Annotated in this window: 24 protein-coding genes; 12 read left to right on the forward strand and 12 right to left on the reverse strand. The window is 71.2% G+C overall.

The window, feature by feature from the left end:
• Positions 1-968 (reverse strand): threonine ammonia-lyase (locus KGQ19_RS30070; RefSeq protein ID WP_212015168.1); only part of this gene is annotated, 968 nt, incomplete at its 3' end.
• A gap of 83 nt (positions 969-1,051) precedes the next feature.
• Between KGQ19_RS30070 and KGQ19_RS30075 the strand changes: the two genes are divergently transcribed.
• A complete protein-coding gene (locus KGQ19_RS30075; protein WP_212015170.1) occupies positions 1,052-1,936 on the forward strand; it encodes a LysR family transcriptional regulator in 885 nt (294 codons plus the stop codon).
• A 132-nt stretch (positions 1,937-2,068) separates the two neighbouring features.
• Here the strand turns inward: KGQ19_RS30075 and KGQ19_RS30080 are convergent, their stop codons facing one another.
• The 3 genes from KGQ19_RS30080 to sigK form a co-directional block, all read right to left on the reverse strand.
• A complete protein-coding gene (locus KGQ19_RS30080; RefSeq protein ID WP_212015172.1) occupies positions 2,069-2,482 on the reverse strand; it encodes a DUF302 domain-containing protein in 414 nt (137 codons plus the stop codon).
• Positions 2,483-2,543: 61 nt separating this feature from the next.
• On the reverse strand, positions 2,544-3,278 hold the full coding sequence (locus tag KGQ19_RS30085) for an anti-sigma factor (protein WP_212015180.1): 735 nt from the start codon (positions 3,276-3,278) through the stop codon (positions 2,544-2,546).
• 5 nt (positions 3,279-3,283) lie between these two features.
• Entirely contained in the window at positions 3,284-3,868 is a 585-nt protein-coding gene (gene sigK, locus KGQ19_RS30090) for an ECF RNA polymerase sigma factor SigK (protein WP_212015182.1), read from the reverse strand.
• Positions 3,869-4,027: 159 nt separating this feature from the next.
• On the opposite strand from sigK, the gene KGQ19_RS30095 reads away from it, so the two are divergent.
• Positions 4,028-5,632, forward strand: coding sequence for a molybdopterin-dependent oxidoreductase (locus KGQ19_RS30095; RefSeq protein WP_212015191.1), 1,605 nt, complete (start codon positions 4,028-4,030; stop codon positions 5,630-5,632).
• A 184-nt stretch (positions 5,633-5,816) separates the two neighbouring features.
• Positions 5,817-6,491, forward strand: a complete 675-nt coding sequence (locus KGQ19_RS30100; RefSeq protein WP_212015200.1) for a fasciclin domain-containing protein — start codon at positions 5,817-5,819, stop codon at positions 6,489-6,491.
• 19 nt (positions 6,492-6,510) lie between these two features.
• On the opposite strand, the gene KGQ19_RS30105 is transcribed toward KGQ19_RS30100, so the two are convergent.
• Genes KGQ19_RS30105 through KGQ19_RS30115 form a run of 3 tightly spaced genes read right to left on the reverse strand, consistent with a single transcriptional unit; the run spans position 6,511 to position 9,445 of the window.
• Positions 6,511-7,356: a DUF1295 domain-containing protein gene (locus KGQ19_RS30105; protein ID WP_212015202.1), complete on the reverse strand. Its 846-nt coding sequence runs from the start codon at positions 7,354-7,356 to the stop codon at positions 6,511-6,513.
• A gap of 2 nt (positions 7,357-7,358) precedes the next feature.
• Positions 7,359-8,120 carry a DUF1365 domain-containing protein gene (locus KGQ19_RS30110; protein ID WP_230419679.1) on the reverse strand — a complete coding sequence of 254 codons (762 nt, stop codon included), beginning with the start codon at positions 8,118-8,120 and terminating at the stop codon, positions 7,359-7,361.
• Positions 8,114-9,445, reverse strand: coding sequence for an NAD(P)/FAD-dependent oxidoreductase (locus KGQ19_RS30115; RefSeq protein ID WP_212015204.1), 1,332 nt, complete (start codon positions 9,443-9,445; stop codon positions 8,114-8,116). Before KGQ19_RS30115 ends, KGQ19_RS30110 begins: the two co-directional genes overlap by 7 nt.
• Before the next feature lie 109 nt (positions 9,446-9,554).
• Here KGQ19_RS30115 and KGQ19_RS30120 point away from each other — a divergent pair, with 109 nt between their 5' ends.
• Together KGQ19_RS30120 and KGQ19_RS50120 are read left to right on the forward strand one after the other, a co-directional pair.
• Positions 9,555-9,980, forward strand: coding sequence for a nuclear transport factor 2 family protein (locus KGQ19_RS30120; RefSeq protein WP_212015206.1), 426 nt, complete (start codon positions 9,555-9,557; stop codon positions 9,978-9,980).
• A gap of 15 nt (positions 9,981-9,995) precedes the next feature.
• Positions 9,996-10,244, forward strand: coding sequence for an MmyB family transcriptional regulator (locus KGQ19_RS50120; protein ID WP_212015214.1), 249 nt, complete (start codon positions 9,996-9,998; stop codon positions 10,242-10,244).
• Between the two features lie 91 nt (positions 10,245-10,335).
• Here the strand turns inward: KGQ19_RS50120 and KGQ19_RS30130 are convergent, their stop codons facing one another.
• Positions 10,336-10,863, reverse strand: coding sequence for a DinB family protein (locus tag KGQ19_RS30130; RefSeq protein WP_212015216.1), 528 nt, complete (start codon positions 10,861-10,863; stop codon positions 10,336-10,338).
• Between the two features lie 141 nt (positions 10,864-11,004).
• On the opposite strand from KGQ19_RS30130, the gene KGQ19_RS30135 reads away from it, so the two are divergent.
• From KGQ19_RS30135 to gap, 5 genes are all read left to right on the forward strand, one after another.
• Complete coding sequence (locus KGQ19_RS30135) at positions 11,005-11,637, forward strand: TetR/AcrR family transcriptional regulator (RefSeq protein ID WP_230419680.1); 633 nt, start codon at positions 11,005-11,007, stop codon at positions 11,635-11,637.
• 98 nt (positions 11,638-11,735) lie between these two features.
• A complete protein-coding gene (locus KGQ19_RS30140; protein ID WP_212015218.1) occupies positions 11,736-12,611 on the forward strand; it encodes an alpha/beta fold hydrolase in 876 nt (291 codons plus the stop codon).
• Positions 12,612-12,631: 20 nt separating this feature from the next.
• On the forward strand, positions 12,632-13,699 hold the full coding sequence (locus KGQ19_RS30145) for an alpha/beta fold hydrolase (protein WP_212015220.1): 1,068 nt from the start codon (positions 12,632-12,634) through the stop codon (positions 13,697-13,699).
• A gap of 108 nt (positions 13,700-13,807) precedes the next feature.
• Positions 13,808-14,773 carry a GlxA family transcriptional regulator gene (locus KGQ19_RS30150; protein ID WP_212015222.1) on the forward strand — a complete coding sequence of 322 codons (966 nt, stop codon included), beginning with the start codon at positions 13,808-13,810 and terminating at the stop codon, positions 14,771-14,773.
• A 121-nt stretch (positions 14,774-14,894) separates the two neighbouring features.
• Positions 14,895-15,893 carry a type I glyceraldehyde-3-phosphate dehydrogenase gene (gene gap, locus KGQ19_RS30155; protein WP_212015224.1) on the forward strand — a complete coding sequence of 333 codons (999 nt, stop codon included), beginning with the start codon at positions 14,895-14,897 and terminating at the stop codon, positions 15,891-15,893.
• Between the two features lie 78 nt (positions 15,894-15,971).
• Here the strand turns inward: gap and KGQ19_RS30160 are convergent, their stop codons facing one another.
• The 3 genes from KGQ19_RS30160 to KGQ19_RS30170 form a co-directional block, all read right to left on the reverse strand.
• Positions 15,972-16,592 (reverse strand): pentapeptide repeat-containing protein, encoded by a 621-nt coding sequence (locus KGQ19_RS30160; protein WP_212015226.1) that lies wholly within the window; start codon positions 16,590-16,592, stop codon positions 15,972-15,974.
• 68 nt (positions 16,593-16,660) lie between these two features.
• Complete coding sequence (locus KGQ19_RS30165) at positions 16,661-17,473, reverse strand: alpha/beta fold hydrolase (protein WP_212015228.1); 813 nt, start codon at positions 17,471-17,473, stop codon at positions 16,661-16,663.
• A gap of 53 nt (positions 17,474-17,526) precedes the next feature.
• A complete protein-coding gene (locus tag KGQ19_RS30170) occupies positions 17,527-18,987 on the reverse strand; it encodes an MFS transporter (RefSeq protein ID WP_212015230.1) in 1,461 nt (486 codons plus the stop codon).
• A gap of 101 nt (positions 18,988-19,088) precedes the next feature.
• Between KGQ19_RS30170 and KGQ19_RS30175 the strand changes: the two genes are divergently transcribed.
• Positions 19,089-19,985, forward strand: a complete 897-nt coding sequence (locus KGQ19_RS30175; protein WP_212015232.1) for a helix-turn-helix transcriptional regulator — start codon at positions 19,089-19,091, stop codon at positions 19,983-19,985.
• 43 nt (positions 19,986-20,028) lie between these two features.
• Here KGQ19_RS30175 and KGQ19_RS30180 read toward each other — a convergent pair whose 3' ends face one another.
• Positions 20,029-21,447 carry a DHA2 family efflux MFS transporter permease subunit gene (locus tag KGQ19_RS30180; protein WP_212015234.1) on the reverse strand — a complete coding sequence of 473 codons (1,419 nt, stop codon included), beginning with the start codon at positions 21,445-21,447 and terminating at the stop codon, positions 20,029-20,031.
• A 97-nt stretch (positions 21,448-21,544) separates the two neighbouring features.
• On the opposite strand from KGQ19_RS30180, the gene KGQ19_RS30185 reads away from it, so the two are divergent.
• On the forward strand, positions 21,545-22,258 hold the full coding sequence (locus KGQ19_RS30185) for a TetR/AcrR family transcriptional regulator (protein ID WP_212015243.1): 714 nt from the start codon (positions 21,545-21,547) through the stop codon (positions 22,256-22,258).
• Positions 22,259-22,279 lie beyond the last annotated feature (21 nt).

A 22,279-nucleotide genomic window follows, 5' to 3' on the forward strand; every position in this document is an offset into this window, starting at 1 on the left:
CCACCCAACCCCGCGATCTCCCCATCCGAAGCATTGCCACCCGTGCAAACCACCGCGACGCGCTGCCCCGCGAAGCCGCGCGGATCGGCCAGCACCGCCGCCAAGGCTGTGGCGCCCGCGCCCTCGGCGAGGGTGTGGGCGTGGGTGGCCATCACGCGCTGCGCGTGGGCGATCTGCGCGTCCGAGACCAGGCGGAAGTCCGCGATGTGTTCGCGCATGAGCTGTTGCGGAAGCTCGAAGGCGCGTCCTGTTGCCAAGCCCTCGATCACGGTGTGGTTGGGGCGCTGGACGCAGCTGCCCGTGCGCCACGAGTCGTGCGCCGCCGGTGCCGCGCTCGACTGGACCGCGATCACCCGGCAGTGCGGGGCGACCGTGGCGGCCACCAACCCGGCGGCGGCTGCGCCGGTGCCGCTACCGACCGGGACGATCACCGCGTTCAAATCCGGCTGCGTCGCGAAGATCTCCAGATAGGCCGTCCCCACGCCGGCCATCAGTGCCGGGGTGTCGCCCGGGCTGACCAGCTGCATCCCTTCCGAGACCGCCAGTTCCTCGGCGTGCGCCTGTGCGCCGGCCATGTCCGCGCCGTGCAGCTCCACAGTCGCGCCGAGCGCGCGCACCGCCCGTACCTTCTGCTCGTTGGCCGCCGCCGGCATCACGACAGCGCACCGAGCGCCGAACACCGAGCACGCGTACGCCAACGACTGCGCGTGGTTCCCCGTGGAGTACGTGGCGAGTCCCCGCGAGCGCTGTTCCGGCGACATCGTCGCGAGCAGCGTGAGGCCGCCGCGGACCTTGAACGCGCCGATCGGCTGGACGTTCTCGTGCTTGACGTGGACTGTGGCGCCCGCCAGCTCGTTCAGCGCGGGGTAGGACCACATCGGGGTGGCGGGCAGGTGCTCGGCCAGGAGTTTCCGGGCGGCGACGACGTCGGCGAAATCGAGTGCGGGAGGATCGAGTGCGGCAGGCATGAGCCCATCCTCGGCCGTGGCCATCCATAGGTCTAATGCCGATTTTCTGGGTCGGCCATAGACCGGATTGATAGGTTCGCCGCGTGCTCGACGTGACCCGCCTCCGCGTCCTCACCGCCGTCGCCCGCCACGGCTCGGTCACCGCCGCCGCCCGGGTCCTCGGCTACGCGCAGCCCTCGATCAGCCACCACCTGGCCCGCCTGGAAGCGGAGACCGGCGCCAAGCTGGTGCAGCGGGTCGGGCGCGGCATCCGCCTGACCGACGCCGGCCGGCTGCTGGCCGAGCGGGCCGAGGAGATCCTGGGCCGGATGGATGTGGCCGAGGCCGAGCTGGACGCTATCAGTGGTCTGCGAGCCGGCCGGGTGCGGCTCGCCGCGTTCCCCTCCGCGCTCGGTACGTTCGTCCCGTCCGCGTTCGCGGCATTCGCCGCCGCGCACCCGGGCGTGGACCTGGTCCTGGTCGAGGCCGAACCGCCCGAGGGGGCCCGGCTGCTGCGCGCCGGCGAGGTCGATGTCGCGTTGCTGTTCTCCTACGCGGACGACCCCGCGGCGGACGACGACCTGCGCCGCACTCCGGTGCTGACCGAACCCACCCACCTGGTCGTCCCCGCCGACCAGCCCGGCGATCGGCTGACCGATCACGCGGACCGGCGCTGGATCGCCGGCTGCGAACGCTGCCGGACGCACCTGCTGCGCGTCTGCTCGCGCGCCGGGTTCACGCCGGACATCGCGTACACCACGGACGACTATGTGGCGGTGCAGGCACTGGTCGCGTCCGGGCTGGGTGTCACGACGCTGCCGGGCCTGGCGCTGGCCGCGCAACGGAATCCGGCGGTGCGGACAGTGGCGCTCGCCGGGCATGAACGGCTGGTCAGCGCGGCCGTGCACGGCGATCCGCCGGACACACCGGCGACCACTGCACTCCTCACCGAACTCGCTCGGTTCGCCACGCTGCCGCTGGTGGCATGACCCGGGAGCCGACTTGGCAGGTCGAGTATGCGCTGGCGCCGACGCCACATCGAGCGAGCGCTATTGAGCGAGCGCTATTGAGCGAGCGCTTCGGCTACCCGACAACGCGTTGGCTACCCGACAACGCTTCGGCTACCCGACAGCCGCCGAACCGGCCGCCTTCCGAACCACCTGCGCAAGCCCCGCGTCCACGGCCTCGACAGCAGCCTTACTCTCCCCACCGAGCCCGTGCCGTTCGGCCACCCATGCGGCGCGGTTGTACGTCAGCCACACCTTCCCGTCCTCGTCCTCCCAGGCGAGCGCCTTCACCGGCAGGTCGATCCCGCTGGTCTGCCGGTCCTGCATCAACGGGGTCCCGCCGCGCGGGTTGCCGAAGATCAGCAGCTCCGTCGGCCGAAGCTCCATCCCCACCTCGGCGGCGCCGCCCGCGTGGTCGATCCGCGCGAACACCCGCAGTCCGGCCCCGGCGACCACCGCCTGCAGTCTGTCGATCGTCTCGCCGACGCTCCAGCCGCTGGCCACCGTCTCCATCCCGTGGTCGTCCATCGGTTCCTCTTTCTGCTCAGGCCGCTTCCGCTCAGGCCGTTCCTGCTCAGGCCGTTTCCGATCAGGCCGGCATCGGCAGCAGCATCACCGGTGTCGTCGTGGGCTGAGCCGAACCACCGGCCGGCTCCACGGTCAGCCCGATGGTCCGCGCGTCGCCCAGACCGTGGGCCACGACCGAGTCCGAGGCGGTCGCGGGCAGCACGCCGCCCGAACGCGTCCCGGACGGCCCGATCATCCACAGCTGGTACGCCTTGCCCGGCGCCAGTTTCGCCAGGCCCGCGACGCTGATCGCGGCCTCGTCGCGGGACCGGGACACCAGGACCGTGCCGGTCCCCCCGGTGCTCACGCTCGCGCTGTCGGAGTGCGCGTCCGGCGCCGACAACAGCTGCGAGATCGTGGTGCTGTGCTGCCGGGCCTGGTCGATCTGGTTCTGCTGGTCGCCGACCCGGATCCCCAGCACCGCCACGACGACGGCCAAACCGGCGGCCAGCCCCCACCCGGCGGCGGTGAACCAGCGGCGCCGGGGCGGCCGGGCGGACGCGCGCAGCGGACCGTGGTCGACCAGCGGCGGGATCTGCCGGGTGACGGCGATCCGGGCGTCGACCGCGGCCTTCAGCCGGGCCGGCGGCGTCTCGGCGGCGGCCGAGGCCAGCAACGCCGCGGTCTCCTGCAACTCGGCCACTTCGGCGGCACACGTCGGGCACTGGGCGAGGTGACGTTCGAAGGCCGCACGCTCGTCCGGTTCCAGCGCGTGGCATACATAGGCGCCGGTCAACGAGTGGACTTCCGGATCCATCGCGCTCATCCTCCCACCCCCAGGCAGTCGCGGAGCCGGGCCAGCCCGTCGCGAAGACGGGTTTTCACTGTGCCCAGCGGCGTGTCCAATAGATGCGCTACCTGCGAATAGGTGTATCCGCCGTAGTAAGCCAACGTGACGGACTGGCGTTGCAGTTCCGTCAGCCCTTCCAGACAGTGGCGGACCCGCTGCCGGTCCAGCCGCGCCTCGACCGCCTCGACCACCTGGTCGAACGGCGGCTCGACCATCAGCTCGGCGGCCCGGGCCTCGCGGCGGGTGGCGGCGTCGGCCGAGCGCACCCGGTCCACGGCCCGGGCGTGCGCCATGGTCAGCGCCCAGGCCCGGGCCGAGCCGCGCGCGGCGTCGAAGCGGCTGGCGGTGCGCCAGATCTCGACCAGCACCTCCTGGGCCACCTCCTCGGCCTGCGCCGGATCGCGCAGGACCCGCCGGGCCACGCCCAGGATCGGGCCGGCGAGCTGTCCGTAGACCTCGTCGAAGGCCTCGCGGTCGCCGAGCGCGACGCGGTGGAGGCAGGACTCCAGCGTCGCCTCTTCTCCAGTGTCGGCTTTGGAGCTGGCACGTCCGAGCATCGGCCCTCGTCTCCGCTCCTGGAAACAGTCCGCGGCGCTGTGCCGCACTGCTTCTAGCGATTCTCGCCTCACGATTCCCATTCGGTGCTGAAGACGTCCCGGATTGGTCTGAGCGTGTCGGATTCCAATCCGTGCCGCGCGCCGCTCCGAATGGGCGGCATGAGGCGCTTCGGGAGGACGGTCGGCAGGGTGGTCGGCACAACGTTCGGCACAGCGGTCGGCACAACGGCGCGGGCGGTGCCCGGCGTGATGATCGGACTGATCACCGCCGGTCTGGCGGTCGGTGTGGGGGAGTTGGTCGCGGTCTGGTCCGGGCCGCAGACAGCCCCGGCGATCGCGGTCGGCTCGGCGGCGATCGACCTGACGCCGACGCCGCTGAAGGAGTACGCGATCCGGAACTTCGGAACCGACGACAAACCGGTGCTGCTCACCGGGATCTACCTCACGCTGGCCGCGATCGCGGTGGCCGCCGGGATCCTGGCGGTGCGTCGGCCGATGGTCGGGGTCGGCCTGGTCGCGGTGTTCGGAGCGGTCGGCGCCTGGGCCGCACTGTCACGTCCCACCGCGCGGGGCGGGGACTTGTGGCCGTCGATCCTCGGCGCGGTGGTGGCCGGGGCGGCGATGGTGCTCCTGGTGCGCAGCTATCAGGCTTCACAGAGCCCTGAGGAGTCGGCCTCACGCCTGCCGCCCTGGGCACAGGATCGCCGAGGCTTCCTGACCCTGGCCGCCGGTGCCGCCGGCACGGCCGCCGTCAGCGGGCTGGTCGGCCGGACCGTCGTGGACAAGCGCTACAACGTCGCTCTGAAACGCTCCCGCGTGCGGATCCCAGCCCCGGCCACGCGCGCCGCGGCGATCCCGCCGGCCGTGCATCCGAACGTCGCGGGACTGTCCTCCTTCATCACGCCGAACTCGGACTTCTACCGTGTCGACACCGCCTTGGTCCTGCCGCAGGTCGATCCGGACGCGTGGACGCTACGGATCCGGGGCATGGTCGACCGTCCCCTTGAGCTGTCGTTCGCCGAGCTGCTGAATCGGCCGCTTGTCGAGCACGACCAGACGCTGTCGTGTGTCTCCAACGAGGTCGGCGGCCCCTACGTCGGCACCGCGCGCTGGATCGGCGCGTCGCTGGCCGATCTGCTGCGGGAAGCCGGGGTCCAGCGCGGCGCCGATCAGCTGGTCGGCCGCTCCATCGACGGGATGACGATCGGCACGCCGGTGGAATCAGTGCTCGACGGTCGCACCGGGCTGCTGGCGGTGGCGATGAACGGCGAACCGCTGCCGATCGCCCACGGCTTCCCCTGCCGGATGCTGGTCCCGGGGTTCTTCGGCTACGTGTCGGCCACCAAGTGGCTGGTGGACCTGGAGCTGACCACCTTCGCCGACTACGACTCGTACTGGGTGCGGCGCGGCTATTCGAAGATCGCGCCGGTGAAGACGGCGTCGCGGATCGACGTGCCGAAGCCGTTCGCGAAGGTCCCGGCCGGATCGGTGACGGTCGCCGGCGTCGCCTGGGCCACGCACCGCGGCATCGACGCCGTCGAGGTGCGCGCCGACGGCGGCCCCTGGCAGCTCGCTCGCCTGGCCGCCGCCGACACCCCCGACACGTGGCGGCAGTGGACCCACGAGCTGAACCTGGCACCCGGCCTGCACAAGCTCGAGGTGCGTGCCACCGACGCCACCGGGGCCGTGCAGCCGGAACAGCGCGTCGACACCGTCCCGAACGGCGCCACCGGCTGGCATTCGGTGGTCATCACCGCGGCCTGATCCGGCGCTGATCCGGCCCTGATCAGGCCGGATCCGATCGGATCCGCCCGCCGCTCACTCGATCGGGTTCGCCCAAGAACCCGGACCAATCCGGGCCCGCACCGGCCACGAATAGCAGACGTCAGCAGGACCCGGACACCCGGACACCCAGACACCCGGACACCCCCGAATCAAGGATCTGATCATGTTCTCCACCCGCAGCAAGACCGCCGCCGCCGTCCTGTGCTCGGCGGCCATCGCCGTGAGCGCGAGCGCGTGCGGCAGCAGTTCGAGCAAGCCGTCAGCGGCCGCCGCTGCCAGTACCTCCACCAGCGCCGCCGCGTCCTCCGGCACGACCTCGGTCCCCGCCTCCAGCAGCGGCGGCACGTCGATGAGCGCCGACTCGTCCTCGACCCCGTTCGGCTCGGCCTGCGCCGCGGTGCCGTCCACCGGCGCGGGCAGTTTCACCGGTATGGCCACCGCCCCGGTCGCCACCGCCGCCAGTGCCAACCCGGTGCTGTCGACCCTGGTCACCGCGGTGAAGGCGGCGGGTCTGGTGGACACCCTGAACAGCGCGCAGGGCATCACCGTGTTCGCCCCGACCAACGACGCCTTCAACAAGATTCCGGCCGACACCCTCAAAGCGGTGCTGGCCGACAAGACCAAGCTCACCAAGATCCTGACCTACCACGTGGTCTCCGGGCGGCTGTCGCCGGACCAGCTGGCCGGCACGCACGCCACCCTGGAGGGCGGCACGGTGAACGTGACCGGCTCCGGGCAGTCGTTCCAGGTGAACGGGGCCAACGTGGTCTGCGGGAACGTGCAGACCGCCAACGCGACCGTCTACATCGTCGACACGGTCCTGATGCCCGCCAGCTGAGGTCGCGGGGGCCTGAACCTCAGCCGTGCGGCCCACGCCCTCGGGGCGGCCTCGGAATGAAGGCACTGGTACGCGCCACGTAGTCCGCATATTCCGGACGGGTGGCCGACAGCCGCGCCTCCATCAGGGGTTTGCCACTGCCGGCGGTCAGCAGCCAGGTCATCAGCACCGGCGACAGGACCGTCAGCAGGACCGGCCAGGCGCCGGCGGCGATGAGGAACAGGCCCCACCACACGCAGGCGTCGCCGAAGTAGTTCGGATGCCGGGTGTAGCGCCACAGGCCCTCGGTCATGAGGCGGCCACGGTTGGCCGGGTCGGCTTTGAAGCGGGCCAGCTGCCAGTCGCCGATCGTCTCGAAGCAGATGCCGACCAGCCACAGCGCCACGCCGACTACAGCGGCCACGCTGACTACGGGTGCTACCCGGCCCGCGCCCGGGTCGCCGGTGGCGAACAGCCCGACCTGGATCGGTAGAGAGATGAACCAGACCAGCAGCGCTTGCAGCAGGTAGACGCGGGTGAATGCGGCGCGCGCCGCATTTCCGCCCGCCTTGGCGAGCAGGGACGTGTAGCGGGGGTCCTCCGGGGCGCCGTGTCCGCGCCAGGCGATGTGCGCCGAGAGTCTCAGGCCCCAGATAACGGTGCCGAGCGTCAGCAGCCAGCGGCGCGGCCCGTCGCCGTGGCCGCCGCTGTTGCTGCCGCCGGAGGTCAGCGTCATGGTCAGGACGGCGACGAGCGCGAACGCCGCGCCCCACACGACATCGACGTACCGGTACCGCTGCCGCGCGACGGCGACCCCGAAAGCGGCGGTGAACACGACGATCAACACCGCCATGTCCACCGCCGAGACGGCGGCGAAGTCCAGCATGGTCAATGCCCTCCGGTTTTGGTCAGGGACCTGGTTCGGGCGGAGCGTCGGTGGGCTCTCGGCCGGGGGAGTACCGGCAGCCCGCGCAGGAACAGCGCGAGACCCTGCCGTCTGATGCGGGCGGCGACCGCGAGCGGCGCCAGGGGATGCCGGGCGGCCGTGCGTAGCAGAGTGCTGATCGTCGCGGCGTGGCGGGTTCCGTGGACGCCGGCCACGAACGGCGGCGCGCCGGGCAGCTCCAGCCGGATCGCCAGGCTCAGGCGCTCGCCGGGCTCGGGCAGCCGCATGCGGTAGGTGGCGCCGTCGATCGGGAGGAACGGCGAGACGTAGAAGTCCTTGGCGACTTCCGCCTGGTCGTGGTCGTCGGGGAACAGCAGGTACGCGTGGCGGCCGCCGTAGGTGTTGTGGACCTCGGCGACCACGCAGACCGGTCGGTCGTCGGTGTCATGGCACCAGTAGACGGTCAGCGGGTTGAATACGTACCCGAACACACGCGCGGCGGTGAGCATCAGGACTCTGCCGTCACCGAGGCTGACGCTGTTCTCCGCAAGGAAGGCCTCCAGGCCTGCGCGGATGGTGCGATCGGAGCCCGTGAAGTGGTCGGTGGGCCGGAAGCCGGCCAGGACCCGCAACGGACCGGGCAGGCGGGGCACGGCATCGAGATCGACCAGCCACAAATACGAGGAGTACGTGAAGTCGTTGGCGACCGCGCCGCGCCGCACGTGGCGGATCCGGCATTCGTAGAGCGCCGCGCTGTTCACCATGTCACCCCGAACGCCGCAGCCGCCGCGACTCCAGATGCGCAGCCGTCCTCGTGGAATCCCCAGCCGTGGTACGCGCCGGCGAAGGCGGTGCGCGCGGTGGTCAGCTCCGATAAGCGAGCCTGCGCCGCGACGGATTCGGGGGTGTAGACCGGGTGCTCGTAGACCATGCGCTCGATCACCGCGGCCGGGTCGATCCGCTCGGAGGCGTTCATCGTGACCAGGTACTCCTGCGCGGCGTCGATGCGGTGCAGGTGGTTCATCGCGTAGGTCACCACGGCCCGATCGGGGCGCTGTCCCGGCGCTGATGTTCCGTTTCCGTCCCTGTTTCCGTTCCTGTTCCGGCCGCAGGACGGCAGCAGGTAGTTCCACGAGCTGTACGCGGCCCGCCTGGACGGCAGCATGCTGATATCGGTGTGCAGCACGGTCTCGTTGACCGAGTACGGGATCGCGCCGAGCACCGCGGCCTCGGCCGGGTCGGCGTCGGCGAGCAGCCGCAGCGCCTGGTCGGAGTGCGTGGCGACGACGACTTTCGCGACGGTGTGGACGGCGTCGGCGTCGTCGCGGATCCGCACGGTGTCCCCGGTGCGGCACAGCGAGCGCACCGGGGTGCTCAGGTGCACGGCGTGCAGGTTCTTCACGGCCCGGTCGACGTACGTCTTCGACCCGCCGGTGACGGTCCGCCACTGCGGCGATCCGCTCACCGCGAGCATTCCGTGGTGGTTCAGGAACTGGAACAGGTAGGCGGCCGGATAGCGCTCGGCGGTCTCCCGGCCCGACGACCACACGGCGGAGACCAGGGGCAGGATGAAGTGGTCGGTGAAGTAGCGGGAGTGGCGGCCGGCCTGGAGGAATTCGCGCAGCGTGGTGCCCGAGGCCGCGGGCCGGGGCGTGGCGGCCAACAGATCACGGGCCTCGCGGTGGAACCTGCGCACCTCCAGCAACATCCGCAGGAAGGCCGGGTTCAGCGCTCGGGTCGGCGTCGCGAACAGGCCGCGCGGGCCCTTGGCCCCGGCGTACTCCAGGCCGCAGCCCTCGCAGCGCACGCTCATCGACATGTCGGTCGGCTGCGTGCCCACTCCGAGCTCGCCGAACAGCCGGATCAGGTGCGGGTAGGCGGCGCGGTTGTGGACGATGAAGCCGCTGTCGACGGACCGGATCCGGCCCCCGTCGGCGATCTCGTGGGTGTGCGCGTGCCCGCCCAGCCGGGGGTCGGCCTCGAACAGCAGCACGTCGTACCGCCGCTGCAACAGGTAGGCCGCCGTCAATCCGGCGATGCCGGACCCGATGACCGCCACCTGCTCCCGCTCACTGCCGTGTCCCGTCACCGGTACCTCCCTGGGCCAAGTCCGACACCCGGTATTCGGTGCCGACTCGTTTCCGGATTGGGCTGGGCGGGGCTGCGAACATGGGGTGAACCGGCGAAGGGACTCCGTGATGGACACTCACGAGGCGCACGACGCGCACGACGCTCGGACGCGGGCGGCGATCGAGGGGCACTGGCAGGCGTCCGAACGCGGGGACGTCGAGGCCGGGCACACGATCTACGCCGAGGACGCGATCCTCGACTACCCGCAGTCCGGCGAGCGGTTCCACGGCCGGTCCACGATCGCCGCGCAGCGCGGCGGGCACCCCGCCGACCGGCACTTCGCGGTGCTGCGGATCAGCGGGCGGGCGGAGCTGTGGGTGAGCGAGTGCGTCATCTCCTATGACGGCGTGCCGAGCTATTCGGTGAGCATCATGGAGTTCGCCGACGGGCAGGTGGCGCACGAGACGCAGTACTTCGGCGAGGGCTTCGGGGCGCCGCAGCGGCGGCTGGCGCTCGCGGAGCCGATGCCGGGGCGGGAGATCACCCGGGCTTGATGACCGGCCCCGACGGTGGGAAAACCAGTACCCCCCTCGCGCCGCTACCCCGACGACCCCCGCCTGGCCGAGGCGATCGGCGGGCACGCCGAGGACCACAAGACGATCCGGCATCCGATGGTCGGGGACATCACAGTGGACTGCGACGTGCTGGTCGACACGGATACGGATCTCAAGATCGTCGTGTACACGGCGCTGCCGGGGAGTGAGGACGAGAGCAAGCTGCGGCTCGCGGGTGTGGTGGGGGCTGGGGCCGGGGTGTAGGCGCGCGGTGCTGGGATGCGCGGTGCTGCGATGCCGGGTGGTGGGATACGGGGTGCTGGGATGCGCGGTGCTGCGATGCCCAATAAATGCTCTACAGATCGAGCACCAGATAGCCATCAACACGCCCAAGCCCATCCGCGACCGGATCGGGCGGCAGCGCGTGGCCCAGGTTGTCGGCCCGCACCTCGCTGATCCACTGGTCGTGCTGGTACTCGTGGTTGATCAGTGCGGTCAGCAGGTGGCCGGCGACGATCGTCATCTGTCCCGGTGAGTTGACGGTGCCGCCCGCGATGTCGGCGATGCGGGTGTGGACGCGCTCGGCGACGGTGGTGCGGAATGTGCTGAGGCGTTCGATCGTCGGCAGCGCGCCGCGGAACTTCTCCGGGTTGGCCGAGTCCATCAGGCCGTCCAGTTCCGGGTCGGGGCTGGGTTCGGCTGCGGTCAGGTTGCGGATCATGAAGTGCGCCACGTGGGCCTGGTGGCCGAGGTGCCAGCCGATGGCGCTGGAGTCCTCGTGGGGGCGCCAGGTCACTTCGTCCGGGGTCAGGTCGCGCCAGAGGTCGTCGGTGTAGGCGCGGGCGCGGTCGTACTCGCGGAGCAGGGCGCTGAGTTCGTGCACGGTTCCAGCTAACTACATGCCCGGTGCGCAGTGTGCGCTCGGCGCCGGCGCAGGTTCGGCACCATGCGAGTTCGGCACCACGCGAGTTCGGCAGCGAGCGCGTTCGGCGGCAGCGCGGCTGAGATCAGGGAAGCTAGGGGCGTGAAGGAAGACTCCGAGAACGCCGCCCCGGCGGGCTACCGTCGCTCCGCCGGCACGCCCCGCGCGCAGGCCCGCCGCCGCGAACTGCTCGAACTGGTCACCGACGACCTGGCCGCACACGGCCTGGTCGACCTCTCCCTGCGGCGCGCGGCCAAGGCGGCCGGGACCACCCACAAGGTGCTGCTCTACCACTTCGACGGTGCCGAGGACCTGCTGCGCGAAGCCGTCGAGCTGTTGCGGGAGCGCCGCCTGGCCTCCTCGCTGGCCGCGGCCTTCGCGCCGGACCACGCGCAGACGCTCGCGGGCCGGGTCCGTGCGGTCTGGCCGGTGCTGACCGGCACGGGGGAGGGGCAGCGTGCCCTGGACCAGGCACTGGGCCTGGCGATGTACGACCCGGAGCGCCACGCGGCACTCGCCGTCGACGCGGCCGGCCACTTCCTCCCGGCGCTGCGTGAGATGTGCCCGCCGCAGTGGAGCGACCAGCGTAAGGACGAGATCGCCGAGCTGGTCTTCGCCGCACTGCGCGGCTTCCTGGTGCAGCGCCGAACCGGCGGCTCGGACGGCGCCGGCGGTGGCGAGGCCGGGTTCGAGGCGCTGCTGCGGATGCTGGAGCGAGAGGAGGCGGCCGGCTGATCTGAGCTGGTCACAGCCGGTTTGGGCGCGTGGGCTCGCTCCTCCCTGAGCATAGAAGTGAACCATGTGGTTCACTTTAACCAAGGAGGTACCACCGCATGAATTCGGTCGAGCTTTCCGCAGGCGTCATCGAGTACGAGGACCGCCCCGGCCCGGGCCCGGAACCCGCCCCCACGCTCGTCTTCCTCCACGGCCTGCTGATGGACGAGACGCTGTGGGCCGCCGTCGCCGACGAACTCGCCCCGCACCACCGCTGCGTGGTCCCGGTCCTGCCGCTGGGCGCGCATCGCAAAGGGCTGCGACCGGACGCGGACGTGTCGCCGCGCGCCCTGGCCGCGCTGGTCGCCGAGTTCCTGGAGGCGCTCGACCTGCGGGACGTCACCCTGGTCGGCAACGACACCGGCGGCCTGCTCGCGCAGCTGCTGATGGCCGACGGCGTGCGGCCGGAGCGGGTCGGCCGCGTGGTCCTGGTCTCGTGCGACGCGTTCGACAACTTCCCGCCGGGGCTGACCGGCCGCACGCTGTTCCGCACCGGCAAGCTCTCCCCGGCGCTGTTCGGCGTGTTCATGCAGCAGATGCGGCTGAAGCCGGTGCGCCGCCTGCCGCTGGCGTTCGGCTGGCTGACGAAGCGCGGCGACGCGGTCGTGAAGCGGTGGCTGCGGCCGATCTGGACGCGGCCGGAGATCCGTCGCGACACCGTAAGAGTGCTGCGCGCCGCGGCCGCCGATCCGAACCTGCTCGTCGACGCCGCCGGGAAGCTGGCGCACTTCGAGCGTCCGACGCTGGTCGCGTGGGCGCAAGGGGATCGGGTGATGCCGCCGGAGCACGGCCGTCGGCTCGCCGAACTGCTTCCGGACGCCCGCCTGGTCGAGATCGAGGACTCCTACACCCTCATCCCGCTGGACCAGCCGACCCGGCTCGCCGCGGAGATCCGGCGCTTCCTGGACCCGGTTGACAACCCGAACCAACCTTGATCGAGAAGGGACGACGACCCATGCCTGATACGAATGACGGCAAGGCCTCTACTGACAAGGCCTCTACTGACAATGCCTTTACTGGCAACGCCTTTACCGAAAAACCCGTTACCAGTAGCCGCGAGAAGGTCCGATTCGCCAGCGACGGCACCGAACTCGTGGCGTGGCACTACCCGGGCACCAACGGGGGCTGCGTCATCATGGCCGCGGGCGGCGCGGTGACGAAGGAACCCGGCACCGACCTGTTCGCGAAGCGGTTCAACGAAGCGGGATTCAGCGTCCTGGCCTTCGACTACCGCCGCCTCGGCGAGAGCGGCGGCCGGCCGCGTCAGATCGTCCGGATGAAGGAACAACTGGCCGACTGGCAGTCGGCCATCGCCTTCGCCGCGACCCTGCCCGGCGTCGACCCGCACCGGATCGCGATCTGGGGCTTCTCCCTGTCCGGCGGCCACGTCTTCACCGTCGCCGCCCGCACCCCGAGCCTCGCGGCGGCGATCGCCCAGACCCCGCTCAGCGACGGCCCGGCCGCGGCCCGCGCGGCGACCCGCCACCAGAAGCCGCTCGCCGCGCTGCGCACGACGGCCCGCGGCATCCTCGACGCCCTCGGCGGGCTCGTCGGCCGGCCCCCGCTGCTGATCCCGCTGGCCGGCCGGCCGGGCACCGTCGCGATGCTCACCGCCCCCGACAGCCTCGACGGCGACCGAGCCCTCAACCCGGGCAACATCCATCCCGAGTGGCGCCAGGAGATCGCCGCGCGCTCCGCACTCACCATCGGCGTCTACCGCCCCGGCCGCAATGCCTCCCGCATTCGCTGCGCTCTCCTGGTGCTCGCCTGCGACCAAGACCAGACCGTCCTCGCCGCGCCGGCCGTCGCCGTGGCCCGCCGCGTCCCCGACGCCGAACTGGTGCGGATGCCCGGCGGGCACTACGCGCCGTTCCTAGAGGGGCACGAGGAAGCCGTCGAGGCCGAAGTCTCCTTCTTGCGGCGGCGGCTCCTCGGTTCTCAACCGACATCGAATCCTCAGCCGACACCGAATCCTCAGCCGACATCGAACTCGACCTTGAGCCAGTCCACCAGCGGCCGATAGCCCGAAGCCTGGTTCACCCCGCGCATCGGCGCGTTCGCCCACAGACCCGCGAATCTGCATCCGGCCAGCCCACGCCGCCCGTTCGGCCCGGGGAACTAGGATTTCGCCATGATCCCCGGTCCGCCCGCCCGGCTGCGCCGCATCGCGGTCCTGGTGCTGGAAGGCGCGAAGCCGCTGGACGTCGGCATCCCGGCGCAGGTGTTCACCACCCGCGCCAGCATGCCCTACGAGGTGCGGGTGTGCGGCGCGGCACCCGGGCTGGTGACCGGCGGCGACGGCCTGGCGTACCACGTCGCGCACGGTCTGGAGGCGCTGGCCTGGGCCGATATCGTCTTCATCCCCGGTTATCGGGTCCCGGACCGGGACGACCCGCCGCCGGTCGTCGTCCAGGCGCTGATCGCGGCGCACGCTCGGGGCGCGCGCCTGGCCGCGATCTCGACCGGCGCCTTCGCGCTGGCCGCCACCGGCCTGCTCGACGGCCGGCGCGCCACGACGCACTGGCACTACACGCTGGCCCTCGCGCACAAGTATCCGCGGGTGCGGCTCGATGAGAACGTGCTGTTCGTCGACGAAGGCAGCGTGCTGACATCGGCTGGCGCCGCCTCGGGCATCGACCTGTGTCTGCACATCCTGCGCGGCGACCTCGGGGTGTCGGCGTCGAACCATGCGGCCCGGCGTCTGGTCGCGGCCCCGTATCGCAGCGGCGGCCAGGCGCAGTTCGTGCCGCGCAGCGTGCCCGAACCGCTCGGCGAACGGTTCGCCGCCACCCGGGAGTGGGCCCTGCGCCGGCTCGCCGAACCGCTCAGCCTGGAAACGCTCGCCGAGCACGCGGCGGTCTCGGCGCGCACGTTCTCGCGGCGCTTCGCCGAGGACACCGGCTATACGCCGATGCAGTGGGTCATGCGCGCCCGCATCGACCTGGCGCGGGAACTGCTGGAGCGGTCGCAGCGCGGCATCGAGCAGATCGCGCACGACGTCGGGCTCGGTACCGGCGCGAACCTGCGGACGCACTTCCAGCGCATCCTCGGCACCACTCCGAGCGAGTACCGGCGCACGTTCACCCGGGGCGAGTAGCCGACTGTCCGGTGCACCAGCCGCTGGCGCGATCCTTTCGAACCATGGCGCGCACGCCACTGCCGACGCGGATCGGCCGACGCGAGACTCGTGGTGAAACGACAGACGAACGGAGATCACCATGACCCGCATCGCCATCAACGGATTCGGCCGCATCGGCCGCAACGTGCTGCGCGCCCTGCTGGAACGAGGCAGCGACCTGGAAGTCGCCGCCGTCAACGACCTCACGGATCCGGCCGCCCTCGCCCGGCTGCTCGCCTATGACACCACGGCCGGACGCCTCGGCCGTCCGGTGAGCGTCGACGGCAACACGCTCGTCGTCGACAACCGCCGGATCACGGTGCTCGCCGAGCGGGAGCCGGGGCAGCTGCCCTGGGCGGACCTCGGGGTCGACATCGTGCTGGAGGCGACCGGCCGGTTCACGGCGGCCAAGGCGGCCGGCGCGCACCTGACCGCCGGGGCGAGGAAGGTGCTGGTCAGCGCGCCGTCCGACGGCGCCGACGTCACGCTCGCGTACGGCGTCAACACCGAGGCCTACGACCCGGCCGCGCACACGATCGTCTCGAACGCCTCGTGCACCACCAACGCGCTGGCCCCGCTGGCCGCGGTGCTCGACGGCCTGGCCGGCATCGAGCACGGCTTCATGACCACCATCCACGCCTACACGCAGGAGCAGAACCTGCAGGACGGCCCGCACCGCGACCCCCGCCGGGCCCGCGCCGCCGCCGTCAACATCGCGCCCACCACCACCGGCGCCGCCAAGGCGATCGGCCTGGTCCTGCCCAACCTGCACGGCAAGCTCTCCGGCGACTCGATCCGGGTCCCGGTCCCGGTCGGCTCGCTGGTCGAACTCAACACCACCGTCAGCCGCGACGTGACCCGCGACGACGTCCTCACCGCCTACCGCACCGCCGCGCAGGGCTTCCTCGCCGGCATCCTCGAGTACACCGAGGACCCGCTGGTGTCCTCCGACATCGTCGGCAACCCCGCCTCGGCGGTCTTCGACTCGGCGCTCACCCGGGTCGAAGGGCGGCACGTCAAAGTGGTCGCCTGGTACGACAACGAGTGGGGCTTCTCCCACCGGGTGGTCGACACGTTGGAACTGCTCGCCGCGAGCTGACCGGTGCCGGGTGCCGGGTGCCGGGTGCCGGGTGCCGGACGTCGAGTGTCGAGTGCCGAGCGCCGGGTCCCGCGCCGGCTATTCGGCGCGCACGTCCAATCCCAGCGCCATCGCCAACACCACGGCCTGATCGAAACTGATGACCGCGTCGCGCAGCTTCACCTCGGTCGGGTCGAAGGCCGAGAGGTCGCTGCCGCGCAGGTCGCCGGTCTCGAACGAGGACCCGTACACCGAAGCCCCGGACAGGTCCGTGTCGCGGAACTGAGCCCCCTGACACTTGGCGCCGGTCAGGTCGGCCTCGCGCATCCGGACGCCCCGGAAAACCGAGCCGCGCAGATCGGCGCCGGGCAGGCCGGTGAACGACCAGTCGCCGCCCTCGACCTTGAGCGCGCCGAAGGTGCAGCGGTCGAACATCGTCCCGGTCAGTTTGGCGCGGGTGAACGTCGCGTCGAACAGCGAGGTGCGCCGGAAGGTGCAGTTCACGAACGCCGAGCCGGTGTGCACCGAGGCGTTGAACCGGCAGCCGCGGAAGACGCACTCGGTGAACGTCGCGCCCTCGGTCGCCACCTCGGTGAAGTCGACGTCGAGGAACGCGACGTGCTCGAACGTCTCGCCGGTGACCCGGCGCGCGTACCAGTCGTCACCGGCGATCGTCGACGTGGTCTGCGGGTCCGGGGCTCCGCCCATGCGCTCTGCCATGATCCCGACCGTAGCGCGGGGGTCTGACGGGGGCCGTCACCAACGTCCGTGGTCAGTACACCCAGCCGTCACTGAGGTGACGAAGGCGACACCACCGCGGCGAGAAGCTTCGCCGTCTCCTCCGGCGCCTCGGCCGGGAAGTGGTGGCTCCCCAACTCCACGAGCACGATGTCGAACCGGTCGCCGTACCGGTGCAGCGCTTCGGGCGAGGCCAGGTCGCGGATCGCGAACACGGTGATCGGCTGCTTCGTCTCGTGCAGCGCGGCGTCCATGTCCCAGCGGATGAGGCCTTCGATGGAGTGCAGGCCCGCGGGCTGGCGTACCGCGACCATCTTCTGGAAGTACGCCTCGCGCAGCGCCGGGTCGGTCCCGGCCGGGGAGCCTCCCTCGACCAGTCCGCGTACGCCCCCGGCGAAGTCTTCGCGGAAGAGGTGCAGCATCGCGTCGGTCTGTTCCTTGCTCAGGGCGGGGAACAGGGACAGGTAGTGCAGACCGTCGAGGGCTATCACGTGAGTGACGATGTCGGGAAGCAACCGCCCGACCTCCACGGCGACCGCGCCGCCCAGGGAGTGCCCGGCGACGACACAACCGGCCACCGACTCGGCTTCCAGGACGGCCGCCACATCGTGTGCGAACTCCTCCATGGTCCAGACGTCGCGCGTGGAGCGGGATTCGCCGTGCTCGGCGAGGTCGATCGCGAGGACCCGGAAGTCGGCCGGCAGGTGGTCGATGATCGCGTCGAAGTCGCCGCGGTGGCAGGCCCAGCCGTGGATGAGCGCGAGGGTCGGGCCGCCGACCGGGCCGCTGGCCGTGTAGCGGATCGTCGTGTGGTCCGACCGCCGGACTTCGTGGTTCATCTTGGAGCCGTTCGCGATAGTCATTGTGTCTCCCTATTACTGCAAAACGATGTCGACGTCTTAAGAGATCCCGGGTGTCAGGAGATCCCGCGCGGCAGCCGCAGACTCAGCGCCCCGGTCAGCGCCACCATGCCCACCCAGGCCAGCAGCGCCGCCAGCACCGCGTCCCGCATGCCCCACGAACCCAGCACGGCCAGGAACAATGACCCGATCGTCGCCACACCGAGCGCTAGCGAGGACTGCTGCGTCGTGGTCATGACGCCGCTCCCGACCCCCGCGTGCTCGTGCGGCACGTCCGACAACACGACGCGGAACAGCATCGGCAGCGCCAGCCCCTGCCCGAACCCGACGATCGCGAACGACGGCGCCAGCGCCCAGGTGTCCAGATGCGGCCAGCCGGCCCAGAACGTCAGGAACAGCACCACGGCGCCGGCGAGTTGCAGCAGCGCGCCGAGCATCACGACCCGCCCCGCACCGCGCCGCGCGACCAGCCAGGGACCGGCGAACGAGGCGAGGAACACGGCCACTGCCAACGGCACCAAGGCCAGTCCCGCGACTACGGACGTCATCCGAAGCCCTTGCTGCAGAACGATCGCGAGCACGAACATCAGCCCGCCGAACCCGATCCCGAACGGCGGCAGCAGCGCCAGACCGCGCCGCAGCGACGGCAGGCGGAGCAGGCTCGGCGGGACGAGCGGAGTACGGCCCAGCCGGTCGGCGCGCGCCTCGACCCGCTGGAACGCGAACGCCAGGAACGGAGTCGCGGCCAGCGACACCCACGTCCACACCGGCCAGCCCGCCGCCCGGCCCTCGGTGAGCGGCAGCAACAGCGCCGCGAGCGTGGCGGTGAGCAGGACGGTGCCGGGGATGTCGATCGGCTCCGGCCGCGGGGAGCGCGTGGCCGGCACCGCGCGCGGCGCGAGCAGCAGCACGACGACCGCGATCGGCACGTTCACCAGGAAGATCGCGCGCCACCCGGTGTGCCACAGGTTCGCCGCGACGAGCACGCCGCCGAGGATCTGGCCGAGCACCATGGACAGGCCCTGCGTGGCGCCGTACAGGCCCACCGCCCGAGTCCGCCGGTGTCCCTCGGTCGTGGCGTGGATCGTCCCCAGCACCTGCGGCATCAGCATCGCGGCCGCCGCGCCCTGCGCCACCCGGGCGGCCACCAGCACCCACGCGCTGGGGGCCAGGCCGCAGGCCAGCGAGGTGAGGCCGAAGCCGACCAGTCCGGTGAGGAAGAGCCGGCGGCGGCCGAAGGTGTCGCCCAGCCGTCCGCCGAGGACGAGCAGGACCGCGTAGGCCAGGCCGTAGCCGGCCACGACCAGTTCGAGCAACGCCGGGCCGGCGTGCAGGTCCTTGTCGATGGTCGTCAGTGCGACGTTGACGATGAAGAAGTCGATCAGCGGCAGGGCCGCGCCGAGCAGGATCGTGAACAGGCCCAACGGGCTCAGTCCTGAGGCCCGGTCGGGGGCAGCGGGGGCAGCAGGTAGCGCTGCGGCTGGTGAGGTGCGGAAGGCTCTGGTGGTGCTACTCATGACACCGAGCATCAGCCGCTCCGTATCCTGGTTCCAGAGTGTCTTTATCCTGGTAGAACTCCTACCTGGTAACGGGACAAGCCAAGGCGCACACTAGTACCGTGACGATCAGCACGGAGCACCCCGCAGTCCCCGACATCCGCCGTCGCGAGCTCGCCGATTTCCTGCGCAGCCGCCGCGAACGGATCACTCCCGAGCAGGTCGGACTCCCCCACGGCCGTCGCCGACGCACCCCGGGACTGCGCCGCGAGGAGGTCGCGCAGCTGGCCGTGGTCGGCGTGACTTGGTACACGTGGCTGGAACAGGCCCGCGACATCCAGGTCTCCGCCCAGGTGCTGGACGCGCTGGCGCGGGCGCTGCTGATGGACCCGAGCGAGCGGACGCACCTGTTCGCCCTCGGCGGGGCCGCGGACCCGTCGCCGGAAGAGCTCAGCCCGACGGTCACCCCGGCGTTCCAGGCGATGCTGGACCGCCTCGAACCCTTCCCGGCGTGCCTGCAGAACGGCCGCTACGACATCCTCGCCTACAACCGCGCCTTCAGCCGGCTCATGTGCGACATGGACAGGCTGCCGCGCGAGGACCGCAACTGCATATGGCTGGCCTTCACCAACGACCAGTGGCGGGCCGCGACCGGCGACCTGGAGGACTCGATCCGGGTCATGGTCGCCAAGTTCCGCGCGGCCATGGCCGAGCACCTGGCCGAGCCCGCGTGGCGGAACCTGCACGACCGGCTGATGGAGCTGCCGGAGTTCCGCGACCTGTGGGACCGGCACGAAGTGGTCGCGGTCTCCGACAACACCAAGCACATCGACAACCCGCATGTCGGCTATCTCAAGCTGATGAACACCAGCCTGTGGCTGGCACCGCAGGCCGGGGCGCGCCTGCTCACCTACGTCCCCGAGGACGACCAGACCAGGGTTCGGCTGGAGCGGCTGACGCTGATCTCCGGTTCGGCGCGCGCAGAACTCACTCATGCCGACCTCGCATCCGCGGCCTGATGACAGAAGACAACGCTCTGCCGTTACCTGCCTGCCGGCCCTGCTAGTCCTGCGGCCTGGGTGGCAGAGCGAGGGCCGGGACGACAGCAAGCGCGGTGAGGCCGATGGCCCACGCGAAGGTGTGTCCGAACGCTGAGGGCAGCGCGTGGCCGGTGGCCGCGTTCTGGAAGATGAGCGCCAGGACGACGGTTCCCAGAACGCCGCCGAGCTGTTGCAGCACTCGGTTGGCGCTGCTGGCCGGCGCGATCTCGTCGGGGGACAGGCCGCGGAAGCCGATCGTGAACGCGGTGAGCTTGATGGCGCCTTGGCCGAGGCCGGCGACGAACAACGCGAGCGCGAGCACGGCTTGGTCGGGGGCGTTGCCGAGCAGCGCGTAGGGCACGAGACCGACGCCGGACAACACCATCGCGACGAGCGTGATGGCGCGCTCGGCGTGCGTGCGGTCGATGAGCTTGCCGACGTAGGCGATGGACAGCGCGGTACCGGCGCCGAGCGGGGCCAGCAGCAGTCCGGCCTGCATGACGCTGGCGTGCCGGACTTGCTGGTAGTACAGCGGGACCAGGAACACCGATCCGAAAAGCGTGGCGTTGAGCAGGAACTGAAGGATCGAGGACGCGGTGAACGCCCGCGCTCGGAACAGCCGTGGGTTGATGATCGGCTCGTACCGGGTCGCGAGGGCGTGGACCGTGTAGCCGACGATGAGGGCCACGCCGAGGGCCGACGGCAGCCACACCTCGGTCGCTGTGAAGCTGTGCCGGTTTCCGGCCTCGGACAGACCCGCGACGATCGCGACGAGCCCGCCGGACAGCAGAGCCAGACCGCGTATGTCGAGCCGGACCGCTCCCCGGCCGCGTTCGTCGCGGGGCAACAGCCGCCAGGCCAGGACGAGACCGGCCAGGCATATCGGTGCATTGATATAGAACGCCCACCGCCAGCCCAGGCCGTAGGTGACCAGCCCGCCGAGGATCGGCCCGAGGGCCGGGGACAGGCTGCCCGGCACCGCGACGAACACCATCGCCCGTCCCATCCGCTGCTGCCCGGCGGCGCGGCCGAGGATGACCCGGATCAGCGGCAACAGCATCCCGCCGCCGAGGCCTTGCACGACGCGGAAGGCGATCAGTGCCGGCATCGACCACGCGATCCCGCACAGCATCGAGCCGACGAGGAACAGGCCGAGCGAGGCCAGCCACGTGGTGCGGGCGCCGAACCGGCCGATCGCCCAACCGGTCAGCGGCATGACCATCGTCAGGGCCAGGAGGTAGCCGGTGCTGACCCACTGCGTGGTGCCGACCGAGGCGTGGAAGCGGTGGATGAGCTGGTCGAACGTGACGTTGACGATCGTCGTGTCCAGTCCGGAGGCCAAGGCACCGAGCATCAGCGCCAGGGCCAGCTTGACCAGGGCCGGGTCCAGGCGGTCCGGAGTGTCGACGCGGTCCGGGCCGGGGGAGGTGGTCGAGGTCATGGGCGGCGCTCCCGAATCCAAATGAGACTAGACGGTCTAGTTCCAATCCGGAGATTAGACGGAACGGTCTCGTCTAGCAAGGTGCTAGGTTGGACCTATGGCCGCACCCGCCGCTTCCGGCTCCGAGCCCGCTGACGGCCCGGATTCCGCCGCCGCCTCCGAGCCCGCTTCCGCCGCCGCACCCCGCCAACCGGGGCGGGACCGGCGCTCAGCGGCCAAGCACGCCGCGATCCTCGACGCCGCGACCGCGGTCTTCCTGCGCGAGGGCTACGCGCGGGCCAGCGTGGACGCCATCGCCCAGGAGGCCGGCGTCGGCAAGCAGACGGTCTACGGGCACTTCGGCGACAAGCAGCAGCTCTTCCTGGCCGTGGTCGAGCACGTCCACGCCGCGAGCCCGTTCGACCCCGCCGACCTGATCGCCGATACCGGCGACCCCCTCGCCGACCTGACGGCGGCCGCCACCTGGATCGTGCGCGGCGTCAGCAGCCCGCGGGTGGCGGCGCTGCACCGGCTCACCATCGCCGAACTCACGCACCACCCCGAGCTCCAGCGCTCCTGGCGCGACGACGAGCGGGGGCAGAAGCTGCTCACAACGATCGCCGCGTACCTCGCCGCCTGCGACCGTCGCAATACCCTGAGTGTCCCGGACCCGGAGACGGTCGCGCGGCAGTTCGTCTGGCTCGCCTCCGTCGAGGCCCAGGTCCGTTCGCTGCGCGGCGTCGAGCCGCTCGGCACCCAAGAGGTCGAGGCGATCGCCGCGGACACGGCCGGTCTCATCGTGCGGGCACAGCGACCACAGCACACTGATTAGTGCGCTGATTAGGGCGCGTAT

Origin of the sequence: Catenulispora pinistramenti (assembly GCF_018274385.1) — a bacterium.
GTDB classification, from domain to species: domain Bacteria; phylum Actinomycetota; class Actinomycetes; order Streptomycetales; family Catenulisporaceae; genus Catenulispora; species Catenulispora pinistramenti.

What these genes read in the sequence shown, in the direction of transcription:
- KGQ19_RS30080 (WP_212015172.1), bottom strand. Translation starts at nt 2,482, where the DNA reads ATGGACGACCACGGGATGGAGACGGTGGCCAGCGGCTGGAGCGTCGGC.
- KGQ19_RS30085 (WP_212015180.1), bottom strand. Translation starts at nt 3,278, where the DNA reads ATGGATCCGGAAGTCCACTCGTTGACCGGCGCCTATGTATGCCACGCG.
- sigK (WP_212015182.1), bottom strand. Translation starts at nt 3,868, where the DNA reads ATGCTCGGACGTGCCAGCTCCAAAGCCGACACTGGAGAAGAGGCGACG.
- KGQ19_RS30095 (WP_212015191.1), top strand. Translation starts at nt 4,028, where the DNA reads ATGAGGCGCTTCGGGAGGACGGTCGGCAGGGTGGTCGGCACAACGTTC.
- KGQ19_RS30100 (WP_212015200.1), top strand. Translation starts at nt 5,817, where the DNA reads ATGTTCTCCACCCGCAGCAAGACCGCCGCCGCCGTCCTGTGCTCGGCG.
- KGQ19_RS30105 (WP_212015202.1), bottom strand. Translation starts at nt 7,356, where the DNA reads ATGCTGGACTTCGCCGCCGTCTCGGCGGTGGACATGGCGGTGTTGATC.
- KGQ19_RS30110 (WP_230419679.1), bottom strand. Translation starts at nt 8,120, where the DNA reads ATGGTGAACAGCGCGGCGCTCTACGAATGCCGGATCCGCCACGTGCGG.
- KGQ19_RS30120 (WP_212015206.1), top strand. Translation starts at nt 9,555, where the DNA reads ATGGACACTCACGAGGCGCACGACGCGCACGACGCTCGGACGCGGGCG.
- KGQ19_RS30140 (WP_212015218.1), top strand. Translation starts at nt 11,736, where the DNA reads ATGAATTCGGTCGAGCTTTCCGCAGGCGTCATCGAGTACGAGGACCGC.
- KGQ19_RS30145 (WP_212015220.1), top strand. Translation starts at nt 12,632, where the DNA reads ATGCCTGATACGAATGACGGCAAGGCCTCTACTGACAAGGCCTCTACT.
- KGQ19_RS30150 (WP_212015222.1), top strand. Translation starts at nt 13,808, where the DNA reads ATGATCCCCGGTCCGCCCGCCCGGCTGCGCCGCATCGCGGTCCTGGTG.
- gap (WP_212015224.1), top strand. Translation starts at nt 14,895, where the DNA reads ATGACCCGCATCGCCATCAACGGATTCGGCCGCATCGGCCGCAACGTG.
- KGQ19_RS30160 (WP_212015226.1), bottom strand. Translation starts at nt 16,592, where the DNA reads ATGGCAGAGCGCATGGGCGGAGCCCCGGACCCGCAGACCACGTCGACG.
- KGQ19_RS30165 (WP_212015228.1), bottom strand. Translation starts at nt 17,473, where the DNA reads ATGACTATCGCGAACGGCTCCAAGATGAACCACGAAGTCCGGCGGTCG.
- KGQ19_RS30170 (WP_212015230.1), bottom strand. Translation starts at nt 18,987, where the DNA reads ATGAGTAGCACCACCAGAGCCTTCCGCACCTCACCAGCCGCAGCGCTA.
- KGQ19_RS30180 (WP_212015234.1), bottom strand. Translation starts at nt 21,447, where the DNA reads ATGACCTCGACCACCTCCCCCGGCCCGGACCGCGTCGACACTCCGGAC.
- KGQ19_RS30185 (WP_212015243.1), top strand. Translation starts at nt 21,545, where the DNA reads ATGGCCGCACCCGCCGCTTCCGGCTCCGAGCCCGCTGACGGCCCGGAT.